19 protein-coding genes are annotated in these 19696 nt (G+C 68.5%); 6 read left to right on the forward strand and 13 right to left on the reverse strand.

Annotated features, from left to right (window positions below):
• Nucleotides 1–19: 19 nt before the first annotated feature.
• The 4 genes from ACFPN9_RS19330 to ACFPN9_RS19345 form a co-directional block, all read right to left on the reverse strand.
• On the reverse strand, nucleotides 20–1420 hold the full coding sequence (locus tag ACFPN9_RS19330; protein ID WP_066734017.1) for a bifunctional serine/threonine-protein kinase/universal stress protein: 1401 nt from the start codon (nucleotides 1418–1420) through the stop codon (nucleotides 20–22).
• 16 nt (nucleotides 1421–1436) lie between these two features.
• Nucleotides 1437–2177, reverse strand: a complete 741-nt coding sequence (locus ACFPN9_RS19335; protein WP_066720555.1) for a metallophosphoesterase family protein — start codon at nucleotides 2175–2177, stop codon at nucleotides 1437–1439.
• Between the two features lie 82 nt (nucleotides 2178–2259).
• Nucleotides 2260–3570: a methyl-accepting chemotaxis protein gene (locus ACFPN9_RS19340; RefSeq protein ID WP_066720513.1), complete on the reverse strand. Its 1311-nt coding sequence runs from the start codon at nucleotides 3568–3570 to the stop codon at nucleotides 2260–2262.
• A gap of 170 nt (nucleotides 3571–3740) precedes the next feature.
• Nucleotides 3741–4979, reverse strand: a complete 1239-nt coding sequence (locus ACFPN9_RS19345; RefSeq protein WP_066720516.1) for an aspartate kinase — start codon at nucleotides 4977–4979, stop codon at nucleotides 3741–3743.
• 148 nt (nucleotides 4980–5127) lie between these two features.
• On the opposite strand from ACFPN9_RS19345, the gene ubiG reads away from it, so the two are divergent.
• Entirely contained in the window at nucleotides 5128–5898 is a 771-nt protein-coding gene (gene ubiG, locus ACFPN9_RS19350) for a bifunctional 2-polyprenyl-6-hydroxyphenol methylase/3-demethylubiquinol 3-O-methyltransferase UbiG (RefSeq protein ID WP_066720519.1), read from the forward strand.
• 13 nt (nucleotides 5899–5911) lie between these two features.
• On the opposite strand, the gene ACFPN9_RS19355 is transcribed toward ubiG, so the two are convergent.
• Complete coding sequence (locus ACFPN9_RS19355; protein ID WP_066720522.1) at nucleotides 5912–6220, reverse strand: hypothetical protein; 309 nt, start codon at nucleotides 6218–6220, stop codon at nucleotides 5912–5914.
• A gap of 215 nt (nucleotides 6221–6435) precedes the next feature.
• On the opposite strand from ACFPN9_RS19355, the gene ccrA reads away from it, so the two are divergent.
• From ccrA to ACFPN9_RS19380, 5 genes are all read left to right on the forward strand, one after another.
• On the forward strand, nucleotides 6436–7707 hold the full coding sequence (gene ccrA / locus ACFPN9_RS19360; RefSeq protein WP_066720525.1) for a crotonyl-CoA carboxylase/reductase: 1272 nt from the start codon (nucleotides 6436–6438) through the stop codon (nucleotides 7705–7707).
• Nucleotides 7708–7782: 75 nt separating this feature from the next.
• On the forward strand, nucleotides 7783–8442 hold the full coding sequence (locus ACFPN9_RS19365; protein WP_066720528.1) for a glutathione S-transferase family protein: 660 nt from the start codon (nucleotides 7783–7785) through the stop codon (nucleotides 8440–8442).
• Nucleotides 8443–8548: 106 nt separating this feature from the next.
• Nucleotides 8549–9433: a DMT family transporter gene (locus tag ACFPN9_RS19370; RefSeq protein ID WP_066720532.1), complete on the forward strand. Its 885-nt coding sequence runs from the start codon at nucleotides 8549–8551 to the stop codon at nucleotides 9431–9433.
• A gap of 103 nt (nucleotides 9434–9536) precedes the next feature.
• Complete coding sequence (locus ACFPN9_RS19375) at nucleotides 9537–11252, forward strand: acyl-CoA dehydrogenase family protein (RefSeq protein ID WP_066720534.1); 1716 nt, start codon at nucleotides 9537–9539, stop codon at nucleotides 11250–11252.
• 82 nt (nucleotides 11253–11334) lie between these two features.
• Nucleotides 11335–12405 (forward strand): HD-GYP domain-containing protein, encoded by a 1071-nt coding sequence (locus ACFPN9_RS19380; protein WP_066720537.1) that lies wholly within the window; start codon nucleotides 11335–11337, stop codon nucleotides 12403–12405.
• Between the two features lie 69 nt (nucleotides 12406–12474).
• On the opposite strand, the gene ACFPN9_RS19385 is transcribed toward ACFPN9_RS19380, so the two are convergent.
• From ACFPN9_RS19385 to ACFPN9_RS19420, 8 genes are all read right to left on the reverse strand, one after another.
• Entirely contained in the window at nucleotides 12475–12759 is a 285-nt protein-coding gene (locus ACFPN9_RS19385; RefSeq protein WP_066720540.1) for an addiction module antidote protein, read from the reverse strand.
• 1 nt (nucleotide 12760) lies between these two features.
• Nucleotides 12761–13048 (reverse strand): type II toxin-antitoxin system RelE/ParE family toxin, encoded by a 288-nt coding sequence (locus ACFPN9_RS19390; RefSeq protein ID WP_066720558.1) that lies wholly within the window; start codon nucleotides 13046–13048, stop codon nucleotides 12761–12763.
• Nucleotides 13049–13116: 68 nt separating this feature from the next.
• The gene (locus ACFPN9_RS19395) at nucleotides 13117–15012 is read right to left on the reverse strand and encodes a bifunctional sugar phosphate isomerase/epimerase/4-hydroxyphenylpyruvate dioxygenase family protein (RefSeq protein ID WP_066720543.1); all 1896 of its coding nucleotides are present in this window, start codon (nucleotides 15010–15012) and stop codon (nucleotides 13117–13119) included.
• Between the two features lie 5 nt (nucleotides 15013–15017).
• On the reverse strand, nucleotides 15018–16064 hold the full coding sequence (locus tag ACFPN9_RS19400) for a Gfo/Idh/MocA family protein (RefSeq protein ID WP_082735328.1): 1047 nt from the start codon (nucleotides 16062–16064) through the stop codon (nucleotides 15018–15020).
• Nucleotides 16064–16801 carry an ABC transporter ATP-binding protein gene (locus tag ACFPN9_RS19405; protein WP_377817453.1) on the reverse strand — a complete coding sequence of 246 codons (738 nt, stop codon included), beginning with the start codon at nucleotides 16799–16801 and terminating at the stop codon, nucleotides 16064–16066. The genes ACFPN9_RS19400 and ACFPN9_RS19405 overlap by 1 nt, the downstream gene beginning before the upstream one ends.
• A 102-nt stretch (nucleotides 16802–16903) precedes the next feature.
• The gene (locus ACFPN9_RS19410; RefSeq protein WP_066720550.1) at nucleotides 16904–17647 is read right to left on the reverse strand and encodes an ABC transporter ATP-binding protein; all 744 of its coding nucleotides are present in this window, start codon (nucleotides 17645–17647) and stop codon (nucleotides 16904–16906) included.
• Entirely contained in the window at nucleotides 17644–18660 is a 1017-nt protein-coding gene (locus ACFPN9_RS19415; protein ID WP_082735329.1) for a branched-chain amino acid ABC transporter permease, read from the reverse strand. The genes ACFPN9_RS19410 and ACFPN9_RS19415 overlap by 4 nt, the downstream gene beginning before the upstream one ends.
• Nucleotides 18657–19535, reverse strand: a complete 879-nt coding sequence (locus ACFPN9_RS19420) for a branched-chain amino acid ABC transporter permease (protein WP_066720552.1) — start codon at nucleotides 19533–19535, stop codon at nucleotides 18657–18659. Before ACFPN9_RS19420 ends, ACFPN9_RS19415 begins: the two co-directional genes overlap by 4 nt.
• Nucleotides 19536–19696: the final 161 nt, after the last annotated feature.

Genomic DNA, 19696 nt, shown 5'->3' on the forward strand with positions numbered 1-19696 from the left:
GGTCAACGCAACGGGCCGGTCACGATGTCGCGCCGCCCTTGATCCTGACCACCGAGACCGAGCAGCGCGCCTCGGCCACCACCTTGGTCGAGACGCTGCCGAGATGGCGCCGCACCGCCGAGGAGCTGCGGGCGCCGAGCACGATATGGTCGATGTCGTTGTGCTCGGCATAGCCGAGGATCGCGTCGGCGGCGCTGACCGCCTCGATGACATGGTAGCTCACCCGGTCCTCGCGCAGATGCAGCGGCCGGGCCCAGTCCTTCAGCGCCACGAGCCGCCCGATATAGGCCGAGCGGCCCTGCGCATCGAGGCCCTGATTATCGCGCAACAGCTCGGTGCGCAGGATGCTCAGGCAGGCGAGCCAGGAATCCTCCCGCGCGTCGAGCAGGCGGCGCGTCTCGGCCAGGATCGCCTGCGCCAGCTCGTCATGGGCGCCCGAGAGATCCACCGCCGCCAGCACGATCGAGGGGCCGGCCTCGCGCCGCGCGCGCGTCGGCGGCCCCAGCACCTCGCTCTCCTCGCGCTTCTGGAAGCGCGCCAGCAGGCGCTGCCCCAGGCTGGGCGGAGCTGACGGCTTGCGATGGCGCGCGACCACGACCTGGTCGGGATGGCGCAGGTCGAAGGCAACCTTGGCGGCGTCCGCATAGCGGCGGCTGCGGTCGACCTCGAGGCAGCGCAGCACGATCTCCTCGAGCCAGGCCGGCATGTCCGGCCGCAGCGCGCGCGGCGGGCGCGGCGCATGATAGAGCCGCCGCTTCATGCCGGGCAGCGTCGCCGGCCGGCCGAAGGGCTCCTCGCCGGTGGCCATCTGATAGAGCAGGCAGCCCAGCGCGAAGATGTCGCTCGCCGGGTCGGAGCGGTCGCCCAGCACCTGTTCGGGGGCGATATAGGCTGCCGTCCCCATCGGGGCGGAGCTCTCCTCGCCGAGCAGATCCGGCAGCTCGGCATGGCGCGACAGGCCGAAATCGAGCAGAACGGCGCCGTTCGGCGTGATCATCACGTTCTCGGGCTTGAGATCGAGATGCACCACCTTCTGCCGGTGCAGATCCGCGAGGCCGACCGCGATCGCGCCGCCGATGCGGACCACCTCCGTGATCGGCAGCGGCGCCTTGCCCATGGTCTCGGCCAGCCGCTCGCCCGCGACGAATCCCATGGCGATGTAGGGGATGGCGGCCAGGTCGCCGGCGCCGGCGAAAGTCGGCACATGCGGCCCGGAGAGCCGCTTGTGGACCATCACCTCGGTCTCGTAGCCGACGATGGTCGAGACGTCGGCGCCGGGGTCGAGGATCGGGATCTTCATCACCAGCGGGCCGGCATGGTCGGGATGGATCGCCCGCCAGAGCGTCGCCATGCCGCCCGAGGGCAGACGCTCCGTCAGGGTGAAGCCGTCGATGACAGAGCCGATGCGGGGCGTCTCCATGGCGTTTCCCTCCGTCCTAGCGGCCGATCTGCAGCCGCAGACCGAGCCAGTCCGGCAGGCCGGCAGCGGCGATCTTGCGGGCGGTCTCCTGCGTGTCATAGGGCACGCGGATCATCGTCACCTCGCGCCGGTCGGTATCGAGAAGCGCGAGGCAGGCGGCGGGATTGCCGTCGCGCGGCTGCCCGACGGCGCCCACCACCACGACATGGCGCCGGATCGCGGACAGCGGCGCGGCGATCTGCGGCAGCGGCGTGAAGCACACCGGCTCGCGGCCCGGCAGCGCGTAATGGATCGCCGGCACATGGGTATGGCCGCAGAGCACGAGCGGGGCCGTGGTGGCGGCGAGGCACTCGCGGGCCGCCTTCCCATGCCGCAGATAGGGCCATTTGCCGGGCGCTGCAGCGCTGGCATGGACCAGCAGCAGGCCCGGCAGCTCCGCTGTCAGCTTCAGGCTGGACAGAAAGGCGAGATGGGCGGGCGAGAGCTGCGCGCGTGTCCAGACGATCGCGTCATGGGCATGCGGCGTCATCCCCCCCGGGCCCTGGACCGTGGCCTCGTCATGATTGCCCAGAACGCACAGCGCCCCGTCCTCGACCAGCCGCGCCGCGGCCTCGACCGCGAAGACAGGGTCCGGCCCATAGCCGACGATGTCGCCGAGCAGAACGATGCGATCCGGCGCCAGCCTCGCGACCGTGGCGAGGACGGCTTCGGTCGCCTCGCGATTAGCGTGCAGATCCGTGAGGACGGCGAGGCGCATGGGCGGCAGGACCGCGGGGATGGGGCTCTTGCTGTGCCACCGTCGGGCGCGGCGCGCCATTGGCCTTTCGGCGCGCAGACGCTCAGGCGGCCGGCCTCAGACTCGCGAGGAAATGCGCGACGAGGTCGCTGATCATCCCGGCCGAGGCCTCGACCTGCACGGCGGCGCTGTCGAGTTCGATCGACATCTTGGCGACGTCGCCGATCGAGAGCCGCGCGGCTTGGGCGGAGGTCAAACCTTCCCGGGTGCGGGTCGCCGCCTCCTGCGCATCCGCAGCCATATCGCCCGTCGCCGCCGATTGCTGGCGGACGGTCTGGGCAATCGAAGCGGCGGTCTCTTCCATCCGCCCGATGGTCTGGCTGATCGAGCCGACATGCCACACGCAGCTCTGCGCCGCCGCCTGCACCTGGGCGATCTGACCGGCGATGTCACCTGTCGCCCCGGCGGTCTGATGCGCCAGCGACTTCACCTCCGCCGCCACGACGGCGAAGCCCCGCCCGGCGGCGCCGGCGCGGGCCGCCTCGATGGTGGCGTTGAGGGCGAGCAGGTTGGTCTTGGTCGCGATCTGCTCGATCAGGGTCACGATCGAGCCGATCCGCCCCGTCGCCTCCGTCAGCACCGCCATCGCATCGGTGACCTCGCGCGTATCGGCGACGGCGGCAGCGGCGATGCTGAAGCTCTGCTGCGTCTCCTGGCTGACATGGTCGAGCGCGCGGACGAGGCCGTTGGTGGCGGCGACAGCGCGGTCGATGCGGTCGGTGCAGGCGCGCGCGGCGTCCTCCGCCACCGTAGCCTCGCGGTCGGCCTGGCCGCTGCGGTAGAGGCTCGTCGCCGCATAGTCGCGCAGCGTGCTCGCGGCGAGCCGAAGGCTCTCCGAGAGCTGGCCGATCTGGTCCTGGAAGGAGGATGCGGCCAGATGCAGCGCGTTCTCGCGGCGCGTCAGGCCGATCCGGCTCGCCCGCTGGTGGCAGGAGGTGGCGGCGAGCGCGTCGCACAGCAGGAGTCGGGTCAGCGCGGCCGCATCGGCGATGGCTGCGCGGCTGCTGAAGCGCCGCCGCCGCGCGATCTCCGCGAAGAGCGGCTCGATCAGCCGCAGCGCCGTTCCCAGCCGCGTGCGGATGCCCATCGCATCGCCGTAGTCGCTGGTCGCGGCGCGGTTGAGGTCGGCGGCATAGTCGTCGCCGAACCCTCCGCTGAACAGCATCTCGAGGTGGCGCTCTTCGGCCTCGACGATCGGCTGGCGATGTCGCTCGACATGGGGCCTCATATCGGCGACGGAGCGTTCGAGATGGTCGCAGTAGTCGTTCGTCGCCGCCCGCGCCCTCGCGCGCACCACCGGCAGCAGCGACCGCGCCACGGCGATCGAGCGCTCGTCGACACCCGAGACGGTCAACAGTCTCTCGATGCCAGCGCGCGTGATCGCGGCGGGTTCTGCGGGAGAGGGTGTATCCTGGGTCAAGATGCGCCTGTGCCGACGTTTCGCCGGCTTTGACGATCTCACGGCCCCCCTAAACAAAGGCGGCGCGAATTCGGAAGCATTTTCGCGCCGTCTTCAGCGCCTTCTTAAGCCGCGTCGAGCCCGTAGAGCGAGTGCAGGGTGCGCACCGCGAGCTCGGTATAGGCGGCGTCGATCAGCACCGAGAACTTGATCTCGGAGGTGGTGATGGCGCGGATGTTGATGCCCTTTTCCGACAGGGCGCGGAAGGCGCGGGCCGCCACGCCGGCATGGCTGCGCATGCCGACGCCGATCGCCGACACCTTGACCACGTCGGTCGCGCCCTGAAGCGCCTGATAATGGATCTGCCCGTGCAGGCTCTCCAGCAGCGTCTTGGCGCGCTCGTAATCGGCGGTGGGCACGGTGAAGGTGATGTCCGTCGTCGCCTGGTCGTCGGACACGACCTGGATGATCATGTCGACATTGATGTTGGCATCGGCCAGCGGACCGAAGATGGCCGCCGCCACGCCGGGCTTGTCGGCCACGCGCCGGAGCGTGATCTGGGCTTCGTCGCGCGAGAAGGCGATGCCGGTGACGATCTGCTGTTCCACGATGTCGTCCTCGTCGCAGATGAGGGTGCCTGGATTGGGATTGGTGGGGTCGTCGAAGGAGGAGCGCACATAGGTCGGCACGCGATGCACCATCGCGATCTCGACCGAGCGGACCTGGAGCACCTTCGAGCCGAGCGAGGCCATCTCCAGCATCTCCTCGAAGGAGACCTTGTCCATGCGCCGCGCCTTGGGCACGACGCGGGGGTCGGTGGTGTAGACGCCGTCGACATCGGTGTAGATGTCGCAGCGATCCGCCTTCAGCCCCGCCGCGATCGCGACGGCGGAGGTGTCCGAGCCGCCGCGACCGAGCGTGACGACGCGGTTGGTCTGTGCGTGGACGCCCTGGAATCCCGAGCAGACCGCGATCTCGCGGTTGCGGTCGAAGCCGGCGAGGATCCCGGCGCCGTCGACGCTCTCGATCCGCGAGGAACCATGCGCGTCGGACCCGTAGATCGGGATCTGCCAGCCCTGCCAGGAGCGAGCCGGAAGCCCCATTTCCTGCAGCACGATCGCCATCAGACCGGAGGTCACCTGCTCGCCCGAGGCGACGACCACGTCGTATTCGGCGCGGTCGTAGAGCGGCGCAGCCTCCTTGCACCAGGCGACCAGCTCGTTGGTCTTGCCGGACATGGCGGAGACGACGACCGCGACCTCATGGCCGGCGTCGAACTCGCGTTTGACATGCCGGGCCGCGTTCTTGATCCGCTCCACCGTGGCGACTGAGGTGCCGCCGAATTTCATCACCAGACGGGCCATGGCGGTCCAGAGGCTCTCGAAGACGGGATATCCCGACGGGCGGGACGAAAGGTCACCCTCGCGCCGGGCGCGGGGCGCGTGTAGATGACGGGGAGCGGCGGGCCTGTCAATGCGACGAAGGCCCGTCGGTGGCGAAGGGAGCACGAGCATGGTGGCGAGCGCACGGACCGAGGGCGCAACCCGGGACGGTTCCACCATCGATCCCGCCGAGGTGGCGCGCTTCGAGGGCATTGCGAAGACCTGGTGGGACCCGAAGGGACCCATGGCGGTCCTGCACAAGTTCAACCCTGTCCGGCTCGCCTTCATCCGTGATCTCGCCTGCGCCCGTTTCGGCCGCGATCCGAAGACGATCCGCTCGCTCGAGGGGCTGACGCTCGTCGACATCGGCTGCGGCGGCGGCGTCCTCAGCGAGCCGCTGGCGCGCCTGGGCGCGCAGGTGACGGGGCTCGATCCCGCGCCGACCAATGTCGCGGTCGCCCGCTCCCATACCGAGGCTGCGGGTCTTTCGGTGGATTACCGCCAGGAGACCATCGAGGCGCTCGTCGCCGAGGGCGCGCGCTACGACATCGTCCTGGCGATGGAGGTCGTCGAGCATGTCGCCAATGTCGAGGCTTTCGTCGGCGCCTGCTGCGCGGCCGTGAAGCCGGGCGGGATGCTGGTGATGGCGACGCTGAACCGCACGCTGAAATCCTACGCGCTGGCCATCGTCGGGGCCGAATACGTCCTGCGCTGGCTGCCGCGCGGCACCCATGACTGGGAGAAGTTCGTGAAGCCGGACGAGCTCGGCGACGCGATCGCCCGCTGCGGGCTCGACCTCGGTGAGACCACGGGCGTGACCTACAACCCGCTGACGGACCGCTGGTCGGCCTCGCGCGACACCGACGTCAACTATATGATGGTGGCCTACCGGCCGGCCTGAGGCCGGCGGGCGCTCACAGCCAGCGCCGGATCACCGTCAGCAGGATCAGCAGGGCAAGCCCGCTCCCCAGCGCCACCAGCGATGTCGTCAGCGCGGGGTTGGTGCCGATCGTGTAGCCCAGCTTGCGCCAGAGCAGCGTCCCGCCGATCGCGCCGCCGGTGATGATGACGCCGTTCAGGATGATGCCGAAGGCGCCGTCCCGCAGCAGCATGTCGGAAATCCATCCGAACAGCAGCAGCCCGACGCCGACGATGGCCAGGAAGACGACGAGCTGCGGCGTCGACATGTCGGGCAGGCCGAGCATCAGGATCAGCGTGCGCATCGTCGGGTCTCCGGAGGGCCCTTGACTTTAGCGGCAAGCGGTTAAGGGGAAGCTGCCGCCTGCCGCCGTCGTTGCGCGCCATCATCTGCGGTTCGTGCATTTTGCGGCGCAATATAGTTCGATCGGCTGATGGCGCGACGCAGCATATGGTGCATGATCGCTCCAACCACCCCCGGCCCGACCGTCGGCGGGCGGACAGCAGGGGAGAGACGACCATGTCGAAGACGCAGGCCGCCGCGCAACCGCTCAAAGATCTCTACGAACTGGGCGAACTGCCCCCGCTCGGCCATGTGCCGGCGAACATGTACGCCTGGACCATCCGCCGCGAGCGGCACGGCCCGCCGCAGGAGAGCTTCCAGGTCGAGGTCGTCCCGACCTGGGCGATCGGCGAGGAGGAGGTGCTCCTTCTCGTGATGGCCGGCGGCGTCAACTACAACGGCATCTGGGCTGGCCTCGGCCAGCCGATCTCGCCCTTCGACGTCCACAAGCAGTCGCTCCACATCGCCGGTTCCGATGCCTCGGGCATCGTCTGGGCGGTCGGCTCCAAGGTGAAGCGCTGGAAGGTCGGCGACGAGGTCATCGTCCACTGCAACCAGGACGATGGCGACGACGAGGAGTGCAATGGCGGCGACCCGATGTTCTCCTCCTCCCAGCGCATCTGGGGCTACGAGACGCCGGACGGCTCCTTCGCGCAGTTCTGCCGGGTGCAGTCGCGCCAACTCATGGTCAAGCCGAAGCACCTCTCCTGGGAGGAGGCGGCCTGCTACACGCTGACGCTCGCCACCGCCTACCGCATGCTCTTCGGCCACGCTCCGCACACGATCAAGCCGGGCGACAACGTGCTGGTCTGGGGCGCTTCGGGCGGGCTCGGCGTCTTCGGCGTGCAGCTCTGCGCGGCCTCGGGCGCCAACGCCATCGGCGTGATCTCGGACGAGACCAAGCGCGACTACGTGCTGGGGCTCGGCGCCAAGGGCGTGATCAACCGCAAGGATTTCAACTGCTGGGGCCAGATGCCGACCGTCAACAGCCCGGAATACGATGTCTGGGTGAAGGAAGCCCGCAAGTTCGGCAAGGCGATCTGGGACATCACCGGCAAGAAGGACGTCGACATCGTCTTCGAGCATCCCGGCGAGGCGACCTTCCCGGTCTCCTGCCTCGTCGCCAAGCGCGGCGGCATGGTGGTGTTCTGCGCCGGCACCTCGGGCTTCAACATCACCTTCGATGCCCGTTATGTCTGGATGCGGCAGAAGCGCGTCCAGGGCTCGCATTTCGCCCATCTCAAGCAGGCGAGCGCGGCCAACCAGTTCGTCATCGACCGGCGCCTCGACCCCTGCATGTCCGAGGTCTTCCCTTGGGACAAGATCCCGCTCGCCCATCACAAGATGTGGAAGAACGAGCACGCGCCCGGCAACATGTCCGTGCTGGTCTACGCCCCGCGCACCGGGTTACGGACCTATGAGGACGTCGTCGAGGCGCTGGCCGGGTAGGGCGGTCAGGAGGCTTGCGCGCTGGAGCGATAAAACTTAAACGTTCGGTAAAGTGATCTGCCGAACGAGGGTATCATGTCGCTCCAGCTCTATGCCCATCCCTTCTCCTCCTACTCGCAGAAGGTGCTGATCGCGCTCGACGAGAACGCGACGCCCTACCGGCTCCGCCTGCTCAGCAGCGAGGACCCGAAGACAGGGGAGGAATTTGCGGCACTCTGGCCGCTGAAGCGCTTCCCGGTGCTGGTCGACGGGGCCGAGACGGTCGTCGAATCCAGCATCATCATCGAGCATCTCGAGCTGAATCATCCCGGTGCCCGGCCGCTGCTGCCGCGCGATCCGAAGCAGGCGCTTCCCGTCCGGGCGATGGACCGCTTCTTCGACAACTACGTCATGACGCCGATGATGCGGATCGTCTTCGACCGGATCCGGGCGGAGGCCGACCGCGACCCCGTTGGCGTCGCCGAGGCGCGCGCGCTGCTCGACACGGCCTATCAATGGCTCGACGGCCAGCTTGGCAGTCGCCAATGGGCCTGCGAGGGGGACTTCTCCATGGCCGACTGTTCGGCTGCGCCATCGCTGTTCTACGCCGATTGGGTCCACGAGATCGATGCAGCCTTCGCGAACACGCGTGCCTATCGGGCGCGGCTGCTGGCGCGCCCCTCCGTCGCACGCGCCGTCGAGGCGGCGAGGCCCTATCGCCACCTTTTCCCGCTCGGCGCACCGGATCGGGATTGAAGCGCGGCGGTCGAGCCGCGCGCGGCCGGAACATGGCGGGCGGGCGCAGATGCGCTGTCGCCGTGCGGGGAAGGGCTGTAGAGCATGGCCCTCGCAAAGGCGTCCCATGCTGTCATCGCCCCTCTTCCTGCGCGCTGTCCCGCTCATCTTCACCTTCCTCTGGTCGTCGGGCTGGATCGTCGCGGGCTACTCGGCGCAGTACGCCGACGCGCTGACCTTTCTCGCCCTGCGTTTCGCGACAGCGGGGGTCTTGCTGGCGGCCCTGTCGCTCGCCGTCGGCGCACCCTGGCCGCAGACGCCACGCGCCTGGGTCGACTGCGCGATCTCCGGCGTCCTGCTGCACGCGATCTATCTCTGCGGCGTCTGGTGGGCGGTTCGCCATGGTCTGCCGGCCGGCATCTCGGGCCTGATCGCGGGGCTGCAGCCGATCCTGACCGCGCTGCTGGCTCCGGCGCTGGTCGGCGAGCGCATCTCGCTCGTCCGCTGGGCGGGCATCGCCTTTGGTTTCGTCGGCATCGCGCTGGTGCTGGAGCCCAAGCTGGTCGGCGTCGATCCCAGCGCGCTCTGGGGCATCGTCATCCCCGTCGTGGTGAACATCGTCGGCATGGTCGCGGTCACCTTCGGCTCCTTCTTCCAGAAAGCGCGCATCGTCTCGGGCGATTTGCGCACGGTTACGACGATCCAATACGCCGCCGCCTTCGCCTTCACGCTGCCGCTCGCCTTTGCGCTGGAGCCGATGCGGATCGAGTGGAACCTGACCATGGCGCTGGTGCTGGCCTGGTCGGTGCTGGCGCTGTCGCTCGGCGGGATAGGGCTCTATCTGCTGCTCCTGCGTCGCGGCGAGGTCTCGCGCATCGCGACCTTCCTCTATCTCGTGCCGGCCCTGGTGGCGGTCGAGGCCTGGATTCTCTTCGGCGAGACGCTGACGCCGATCCAGATCGCCGGCATGGCGCTCACCATCGTCGGCGTGGCTCTCGCCAGCCGCAAATAGCGCCGCTGCCGCACGCGCGGGCCATGCGGCGATCTTGCGCCGAAAGAGGCATTCCGCCTGCGAAATTCTCGCCCTATGCTGCGACGCACAAGGGAGAGAAACCATGAGCGCACAAGCCGCCGTCCAGATCGCCGATCCGGCCCCCGCGAGCGCTACGGCGCTGATCGCCGCCGCGCTGCCGGGCTTCGAGACCCTGCTGCAGAATGCCGTTGCGGCCGTGCGCGCGGCTGTGACGGTGGAGGGCAAGATCTCCTCCGCCCGGCTCGAGGCGCAGCAGCACGCCGCTCACGGCCTCGCCTGGCTTGCGACCTATGTGATGGCGCTGCGCGAGCTCAAGGCCTATGGCGAACGCCTCGCATCCGAGAATCGCTATGGCGCGATCGAGGATTACTCGATCCGCATTGGCGCCGGCGAATATGCCGCGCAGATCCTCGGCGGCATCCCGATGAGCCAGGGCGAGATCGTGCGCCTGGCTGCGCTCGGCCTCTCCGAGAAGGCGATCGCCGCCGCCGATACGCCGGCCGCCCGGGCCCTGCTCGCGCAGGGCAACACGCCTGAGAACCGCGCCCGCCTCGTCGACCTGTTCAGCCAGGATGACGGCGCCGCCGGCGTCGGCGATCCCGGCCTCGACGAGACACTCGAAGCGATCCGCTCCGAGATGCGCCGCTTCTGCGCCGCGGAGGTGACGCCCCACGCCCATGAGTGGCACCTGAAGAACGACTACATCCCGATCGAGGTCGTCGAGAAGATGGCCGAACTCGGCGTCTTCGGCCTGACCATCCCCGAGGAATTCGGCGGCATGGGCCTGACCAAGGTCTCGATGTGCGTCGTCTCGGAGGAACTGTCGCGCGCCTATATCGGCGTCGGCTCGCTCGGCACCCGCTCCGAGATCGCGGCCGAACTCATCCTCTGCGGCGGCACCGCCGAGCAGAAGGAGAAATGGCTGCCGAAGCTGGCTTCGGGCGAGGTCCTGCCCACCGCCGTCTTCACCGAGCCCAACACCGGCTCCGACCTCGCCAGCCTGCGCACCCGGGCGGTGAAGGAGGGCGAGGGGGACGCGGCTGTCTGGAAGGTCTCCGGCAACAAGACCTGGATCACCCATCCCGTCCGCGCCGACATCATGACCCTGCTGGTGCGGACCGATCCGTCCGAGAGCGGCTACAAGGGCCTCTCCATGCTGATCGCCGAGAAGCCGCGCGGCACGGACGAGAACCCGTTCCCGGTGGAAGGGCTGACCGGCGGCGAGATCGAGGTGCTCGGCTATCGCGGCATGAAGGAGTACGAACTCGCCTTCGACGGCTTCACCGTGAAGGGCGAGAACCTTCTCGGCGGGGTCGAGGGCCAGGGCTTCAAGCAGCTCATGCAGACCTTCGAGGCCGCCCGCATCCAGACCGCGGCTCGCGCCGTCGGCGTCGCCCAGTCCGCCTTCGATCTCGGCTTGCGCTATGCCCGCGAGCGCATCCAGTTCGGCAAGAAGCTGATCGCCTTCCCGCGCGTCGCCGACAAGCTCGCGATGATGGCCGCCGAGATCATGATCGCGCGCCAGCTCACCTATTTCGCCGCCCGCGAGAAGGACGCCGAGCGCCGCTGCGATCTCGAGGCCGGCATGGCCAAGCTGCTCGGCGCCCGCGTCGCCTGGGCTGCGGCCGACAATGCGCTGCAGATCCATGGCGGCAACGGCTTCGCGCTCGAATACGCCATCAGCCGCGTGCTCTGCGACGCCCGCATCCTCAACATCTTCGAGGGTGCCGCCGAAATCCAGGCGCAGGTCATCGCGCGGCGGCTTGTTGAAGAGGCCGATGCCTCGCGCGCTGCCTGATCTTTAGGCAGCCGCGACAACGGCTCTTTTACGCTTGGCGTGTCTGATTGAAACGGATGGGCCGTAGCGGAACTGTTTCCGGATGCTTCTGATCACCGACCGTGTCGACGGCCATCCGGATCTGGCGCGCCGGCTCGGACTGATCCGGGCCTGCGAGACCGTGATCCTCGGAGCCGAAGCCTCGCCTCGCGAATCCCGGCCCGCCATCGTCATCGGCGATGTCGATCTCGGCCGGCGCGAGAGCGTCGAGGCGATGCGCCAGGCCCTGGCGCGCCATCGCGGCAAGACGACGCCCTATCTCTGCCTGCTGCGCGAAATGACGGTCCGCACCGCCATCCAGGCCCGCGCCATCGGTGCGACGGAGGTGCTGGCGGCGGACGCACCGGCCGCGCTGCTGGTCAAGACCATCGACCAGCTGCTCGGCGATGGCGGAAACGGCGACCCCGCAGAGGAGACGGCCGCCTTCACCCGCGCCCAGCTGGCCACTGCGGCGGCCTCGCTCGCCGACATGCTGGGGGCGGTCGCCAGCGGCAGGGCTGTCCCGCTACGCGCCGTCGAGGCGTCGGTCGAGGCGATCGAGCAGGCGGCGGGCGCCAGCGACATCGGCGACCTGCTCCAGGTCGTCTGGAGCTATGACGACCTCACCTATCAGCACTGCATGCTGGTCGCCGGCCTGGCGGCGAGCTTCGCCCATCAGCTCGGCTTCTCGGCGGAGGACCGCAAGCTGGTGACACGCGCCGCCGTTCTGCACGACATCGGCAAGGCGCGCATTCCGCTCGACATCCTGCACAAGCCCGGCGCGCTCGATGCCGCCGAGCAGGCAGTGATGCGCGGGCATCCGATGCTCGGCTACGAGATGCTGGTCAGGCAGGGCGGCCTGCGCCCCGAGGTGCTGGCGGCCGTGCGCTCCCACCACGAATATCTCGACGGCTCCGGCTATCCCGACGGGCTGAAGGACGCGGAGATCGGTGACATCGTCCGGATGATCACGATCTGCGACATCTATGCGGCGCTGATCGAGCGGCGCAGCTACAAGCCGCCGATGGCGCCGGACCACGCCTATGCCATGCTGGTGCTGATGGGCACAAAGCTCGACGCGGCGCTGGTGCGGGCCTTCGAATCCGTCGTGCTGAAGACAGCGCAGGCGGCGTGACGCAGCGGTCAGCCGTTAAGGATGAGAGCCTGGGATGAGCGGCCGGGCGGGGGCCGGCGAGCTTCCGCCTTACGTTGCGACCACCGACAGCCTGAGCCCGAGCGCCTTGGTCGCTTTGGAGAGGGTTTCGAGCGTCGGGTTTCCGCCTGGTCGGAACGCCTTGTAGATCGCCTCGCGACTAAGTCCACTCTCGGCTGCAAAAGCCGTAACCCCCCGCGCACGGGCGATGTCCCCGAGCGCTGCGGCGATCAAGGACGGATCGCCCTCTTCGAGCGCGGCCTCGATATAGGCGGCCTGCTCCTCGGGGGTCGCGAGGTACGTCTGGACGTCGAAATCCCGGGTTTCGATGGGCATCCTAAAGGTCCTTCGCCATCTGTTTCGCTCTGGCGATGTCCGCTGCCTGCCGACGCTTGTCGCCCCCGCACAGGAGGATCACCAGTTCGGCGCCGCGCTGAACAAAGTACAGCCGATAGCCCGGCCCAAAATCGATCCTCATTTCGCCGATGCCGTCGAAGAACCTGACGTCCCCCAGATTGCCGAGCTGGGCCCTTCTGATCCTGACGATGATGCGGGCACGGGCCGACACATCGCGAAGATGTCGCAGCCACTGCGAGAATTCGGCCGTCTCCACGACCTCGATCATGTGGATCATAATACACAGGCGCACACCCGCCGGTCAACGGCGTTGGCTCGCCTGTGGGTTGCCGAGCCCTATAGCTCCCGCAGCGAGCGGGGCATCGTCACGGGTCGCGCCTCGCGCGCCTGCGCTGCCAGCCGCACCGGCGCGTTGACCGCCCCGAAGCCGGCATAGCCGCCGCGGCGCTCGACGATTTCGAAGAAGAAGCGCTGCGCGAAGACATGGGTGTAGACCTGCAGGAATTCGGCCTCGCCGTCGCGGTCATAGAGGATGTGGTGGTCGCGCAGCCGGTCGATGAAGGCGGGATCGAGCCCGTGCCGCGCCTCGAGGTCGTCATAATAGTTCTCGGGGATGGCGAGGAAGGAGAGCCCCGCCTCGCGCATCGCCTGGACCGCCGCGAAGATGTCGGGCGCGCTGAAGGCGATGTGCTGCACGCCCGAGCCGAAATGCTCCGAGACGAAGCGCGAGGACAGCGTCCGCGTCGCCTGCGAGCCGTTGAGGACGAAGCGCACGCCGCCCTCGGGCGAGACCAGTGGCCGGCTCTCGACGAGCCCGGCTGGGTCGGCGATGGCGAGCTGCGGAATCCGCTCCAGCGCGAAGAGCGAGGTGTAGAAGAGGAGCCAGGACAGCATCTCCTCATAGTCCATCGACTGCGAGATGTGGTCGACCCGCGCCAGCCGGGCGGGGGAGGGCGCGCCGGCCGCGGGCGCAACCGCCGCGAAATCCCGCTCCCAGATCTGGCCCAACTCGCCGCTGGGCTGGGTGAAATAGATCAGCGAACCGCCGACGCCGCGGATCGCGGGGATGTGAAGCTCGCCCGGCCCGACCGCCTGCTCGAAGCTCTGGATCTTCAGCCCCAGCGCGCGGGTCATCGCCTGATCGACATCGTCGACGCGAAGGCAGATGGCGCAGGCGCCCGGACCGTGCATGATCGCATGCGACTGCGCGAAACCGTCCGTTTCGGTGTTGAGCAGCAGGTTGATGCCGCCCTGGCTCCAGCGCGCAACGGCCTTGCTGACATGCTGGCCGGTGTGGCGGAAGCCCAGCGCCGCCAGCAGACGCGCGAGGTCCGCAGCGGTGTCCTCGTCGAGCGCGAACTCGATGAACTCGACATCGAGCACTGTGGCGCGCGCCGGCAGATGCGGCTCCGCCTGGTCGGCGAGCGCGATCAGCGAGCGGATGCCGTCGGTGGCGAGGCGGCGCGCCGAGCCGGCGCGGAACTGGTCGTTGAAGATCTCGTGCGAGAGCGGCCCGGCATAGCCGGTCTGCGCGACCGCCCGCATGAATTCGGCCACCGCCAGATCGCCCTGGCCCGGAAAACAGCGGAAATGCCGGCTCCAGCTCAGGACGTCCATATCGAGCTTGGGCGCATCCGCCAGCTGGACCAGGAAGATGCGGTCGCCCGGGATCGAGGCGATGGGGGACAGCGGCGACTGGCGCGCCAGCGTGTGGAAGGAATCGAGGATCAGCCCGATCCGCTCATGGTCCGCCCGGCGCACGATCTCCCAGGCGTCGCGATAATCGTTGACGTGCCGACCCCAGGCCAGCGCCTCGTAGCCGACGCGCACGCCGAAGCGCCCGGCGAGCTCGCCGAGTTCGTGGAAATCCGCCGCCGCGCGGTCGATCCCGCCCAGCGCCTGCGGCGAAACGTTCGAGCAGATCAGCATCAGGTCGGTGCCGAGCTCGTTCATGATCGCGAATTTGCGCTCCGCCCGAGCAAAGCCGCGCGCGCGCAGCGGCTCCGGCATGCCCTCGAAATCGCGGAAGGGCTGGAAGGCGGAGATCCTCATGCCGAGATCGGCGACCATGCGGCCGACCTCGCGCGGCCCGCCATCGAAGGTCAGGAAATCGTTCTCGAACACCTCGACCGCGTCGAACCCCGCCGCCGCGATTGCCTGCAGCTTTTCCGCCAGGTCGCCGCTCAGCGAGACGGTTGCAATCGAGGTCGGGTTCGTCGCGGGGTTGGTCATGGCTGTCAGCCCTCTGCCCGGTCGATGGTGACGGGTGCGCCCCGCCGCGCCGCCTCGGCAACCGCCTCGATCACGGCGAGTGTCCGGGCCGCATCCGCCGCATCGGTGATCGGCGTCTCCTCGCCCCGGATCACCGCGCAGAAATGCCGGATCTGCTCGGCGAGCGGCTCCAGCGGCGTCAGCGGAAGCGTCTCGCGCAGCAGCGGCTCCCACCAGCCCTGGCGGCCCTCGTAGTGCCAGCGATCGAGCGCCGGCACGGAGAGCGAGCCCTCGCTGCCGGCGATCAGGTAGCAGAGCCCGTCGCGCTGCGGATAGACCTTGTTCTCGCCCGACGAGAGCTCCCAGCTCCACGGCGTCGGCGTCACGTCCGAGACGGTGGCCGTGCCCAGCGCGCCGTTCTCGAAGCGGAAGACGAGGGCGGCGGTATCCTCCACCGCAAAGCCCCGCGTCGCGTTCGAGGTCATCGCCTGCACGCTCTCGATCTCGCCGCAGATGAAGCGGAGATTGTCGATGTCGTGGATCAAATTGATCAGCACCGGCCCGCCGCCGGGCTCGCGCCGCCAGGCGACGTCGAAATAGTCGTCCGGCTTGCGGATCAGGAACAGCGAGGTCACGGCGACCAGCCGGCCGATCCCGCCCTCGCGCACCAGCTTGCGCGCCGCCTTGACGATCGGGTTGTGGCGGCGGTGATGGCCGCCGAGAACCGGCACGCCTGTGCGCTTCTGCACCGCGACCAGCCGCTGCGCCGCCGCGACGCTCTCCGCCAGCGGCTTCTCGATCAGCACCGGGACACCGGCCTCGAGGCATTCGATCGCGCCGGGAACATGCAGCGCATTGGGCGTCGCGATGATCGCCCCGTCCGGTTTCATCGCCGCCAGCATGTCGGTGATCGAGGCGAACCAGGGCGTGCCGCGCTCGGCCGCCAGCGCCTTCGCCGCCTCTGTCGGATCGCAGATCGCGGCGCAGTCGCAATCCGCCGAGGCGTCGAGCCGCTCCAGATGCGCGCGCCCGATCAGACCGGCGCCGACGATGGCGATCTTCAGGTTTGCCATCACGCCGCGTCCGTCAGGGCGCCGCCCAGGAAGAGCTGCGCCACCCGCGGATCGGCGAGGATCTCCGCGGCCGGCCCCTGCATCCGGGTCTGGCCGAGTTCGAGCACGAGACCCTCATCCGAGATTTCCAGCGCCGAGCGGGCATTCTGCTCGATCATCAGGATGGTGACGCCCTTGGCGCGCAGCTCCATCAGGATCGCGAAGGTCTCCTGCACCAGCATCGGCGAGAGCCCGATCGAGGGCTCGTCGATCAGCACGAGCTTGGGGTCGAGCAGCAGCCCGCGCACGATCTCGAGCTGCTTCTGCTGGCCGCCCGAGAGCGTCGAGGCCTGGACATCGGCCTTGGCGCGCAGCGCCGGGAAACGGTCGAGCGCCGCCTCGATCCGCCGGGGCATGTCGGTGATGTGGGCGCCCGCCGCGACCGAACCGAGTTCGAGATTGTGGCGCACCGACAGCTCGGGGAAGATGTTGCGCCCCTGCGGCACATAGCAGATGCCGGCCTCCAGCAGCTTGCGCTGGGTCCAGTTGGTGATGTCGGTGCCGTCCAGCCGGATCGCGCCCTCGCGCAGCTTCAGCAGGCCGAAAATCGCCTTGAACACGGTCGATTTGCCGGCGCCGTTGGGGCCGATCACGGTGGTGATGGCGGCGCGGCGCACCTTGAACGTCGTGCCGTTCAGGATGGTCATGGCGCCATAGCCGCCGACCACGCCGTCGAGTTCGAGGATGGGGGTGGTCATTCCGGTCTCCATTCCCTTCCGCGTCATTCTCGGGCGGAGCGCAGCGCAGACCCGAGAATCTCTTGCAGGAGATGCTCGGGTCGAGCCCGAGCATGACGGATGTTAGTGCCCCAGATAGGCGTCGATCACGGCCGGGTTGGCGCGGACCTCGGCCGGCGTGCCTTCCGCCAGCACCCGTCCCTCCGCCAGCACGATCACGCGCGAACAAAGGCTCATCACGAAATCCATGTTGTGCTCGATCACGACGAAGGTCGCGCCCTGCTCGGCGTTGATCGCGCGCAGCCGCTCCTTGAGGTCGCCCAGCATGGTGAGGTTCACGCCACCCGCCGGTTCGTCGAGCAGCACGAGGCGCGGGCCGGCCATGAAGGCCATCGCCGCGTCGAGCAGCTTCTGCTGGCCATAGGAGAGCCCGCCCGCCTTGGCGTCCGCGAGATGGCCGAGCTTGAAGAAGCCGATCATCTGCTCGGCCTTCTCGGTGAGCCCGGCATCGCGCGCCCCGAACAGGCGCGACAGCATCGAGCCCTCATGCTCCTGGCCCGCGAGGATCAGGTTCTCGCGCACGGTCAGCTCGGGGAAGACCTGCAGCAGCTGGAAGGTGCGGCTGACGCCGAGCCGGTTCAGATCCGAGGGGCGCATGTTGGTGACCTCGCGGCCGTCCAGCTTCACGCGGCCCTCCGTCGGCTCGAGCTGCCCGAGGATGCAGTTGAACAGGGTCGACTTGCCGCAGCCATTGGGGCCGATGATGCCGAGGATCTCGCCCTCCTTCACCGAGAAGGACACCCCGTTGACCGCCTTGATGCCGCCGAAGGCCTTGTGGAGGTTGTCGACTTCCAGAACCGTGTTCATCGGCCGTCTCCCCGCTGGCCGGTGAGCTTCGCCCAGGCCCGTTCCATCAGCCCGCTGACCCCCTGGGGGCAGGCGATCAGCAGCAGCATCACGATGGCTGCAAAAATGATCAGGTAGAGCGAGCCGGCGAAGCGCAGCCATTCCGGCAGCACGACGCCGAGCAGCGCGCCGACGAAGGGCCCGAGCAGATAGCCGGAGCCGCCCGCCACCACCATCAGCAGCAGGAAGAAGCTCTGCGACAGTGAGAACGGCGAGGGGTCGATGAACTCGACCAGCGGCGCATAGAGAGCGCCCGCGAAGCCGGCATAGGCGGAGCCGATGGCGAAGGCGAGCAGCGTATAGGCGCGCGTGTCGATGCCGAGGCTCGCGGCGCGGATCGGGTTCTCGCGCAGCGCCGTGAAGGCGCGGCCCCAGGGCGAGCGGATCAGCCACCACAGCGCCACCGCCAGAATGAAGGTGACCACGACGACGAAACGGTGGAATTCCAGCGCGCCGAAGAGCTTGATCCCGAAGAAGTCCGGCCGGTTGATGTTGGAAATGCCGAAGACGCCGCCGGTCAGCCACTGCTCGTTGCGCAGGATCAGCCAGACCAGCGTCGAGAAGGCGAGCGTCACGAAGGCGAGGTAATGCGCCTTCACCCGAAGGGCCGGGAAGCCGAGCACGATGCCGACCGCGAAGGTCAGCAGGCCCGACAGCCCGAAGGCGGCATACCAGGAGACACCGTATTTCGTCGTCAGGATCGCGGTCAGATAAGCGCCCATCCCCATGAAGGCGGCCTGCGCCAGCGATTTCAGCCCGGCATAGCCCAGCGTCAGGTTCAGCCCCATCACGGCGATGCTCATCACCAGCCAGAGCGAGAGCACATAGGTGCCGTAGCGGCCCATGCCGACCGGCGCGAACCAGAGGATCACGGCGCCGGCGAGCAGGGTCAGGAAGGCGCCGTCTAAGGTGCCGCCGAGCGGCAGCCGCCCGAGGCGAGGGGAGGCGGCGTCGCGGGTCGCTTGCACGCTCATACGCGGCGCTCCTCTTTGCGGCCCATCAGGCCTTCCGGCTTGAGCAGGATGATCACGACGAGCAGGACGAGCGGCACCGCCAGCCGGTAGGAGCTGGAGACATAGGCCGCGGCCATCGAGTCGACGACGCCGACGATCAGCCCTCCGACCAGCGCGCCGCGGACCTGGTTGAAGCCGCCGACGATCGCCGCGATGAAGGCGAACAGGCCGATGACCTCGCCATTGGAGAACTTCGCGAGGTAGATCGGCGAGATCAGCACCGAGGCGACGACGGCGAGCGCGGCGTTGATCACGAAGGTCAACAGCACCATCCGCTCGACCGGGATGCCGAGGATGCGCGCGACCGTCGGGTTCTGCGCGGTCGCCTGCATCTGCCGGCCGAGCCGCGTGCCGCCGACGAACCATTGCAGCAGGCCGATGACCGCGAAGGCGCAGGCGATGATCGCCAGATGCTGCAGCGAGATCGCCGCGCCGAAGACCTCGATCGTCTGCGTCGGCACGAAGGAGGGGAAGTTCTGCGCCTCGGCCGAGAAGCCGTCCTTGGCGCCTTCCTTCATGATGATCGACAGCGCCATGGTGGCGATCGCGAGCGGCAGCACGCCGTGCTTGATCATCGGGTCGACCACGGTGAGCTTGAAGCCGACGCCGAAGATCAGGATGAAGGCGGCGATGCCGATCAGCGCGCCGAGCCAGACCGGCGCGCCGAACAGCTTGATCGCGAGCAGCACCAGCACGGCCGGCAGCATGACGAACTCGCCCTGGGCGAAGTTGATCGTCTGCGAGGTCTGCCAGACCAGCGTGAAGCCGATCGCAGCCAGCGCATAGATCGCGCCCGTGGCGATACCGGCGATGAGATAGGCGATGAATTCGGCCATGGGGGTGCCTTGTTCAGTTCGCGAGAGTGGCTCGACGCGAGCCCCTCCCCCTTGTGGGGAGGGGTTGGGGTGGGGGTAGGACGACCGGGTGGGCGGGGTTGTCGTTGGGCGCGCCAGTATCAGCGGCTACGCCCCGGCGATCCGCAGCGAGCTTTGACTTT

The organism is Allobosea massiliensis (assembly GCF_042655245.1).
Lineage (GTDB): Bacteria > Pseudomonadota > Alphaproteobacteria > Rhizobiales > Beijerinckiaceae > Allobosea > Allobosea massiliensis.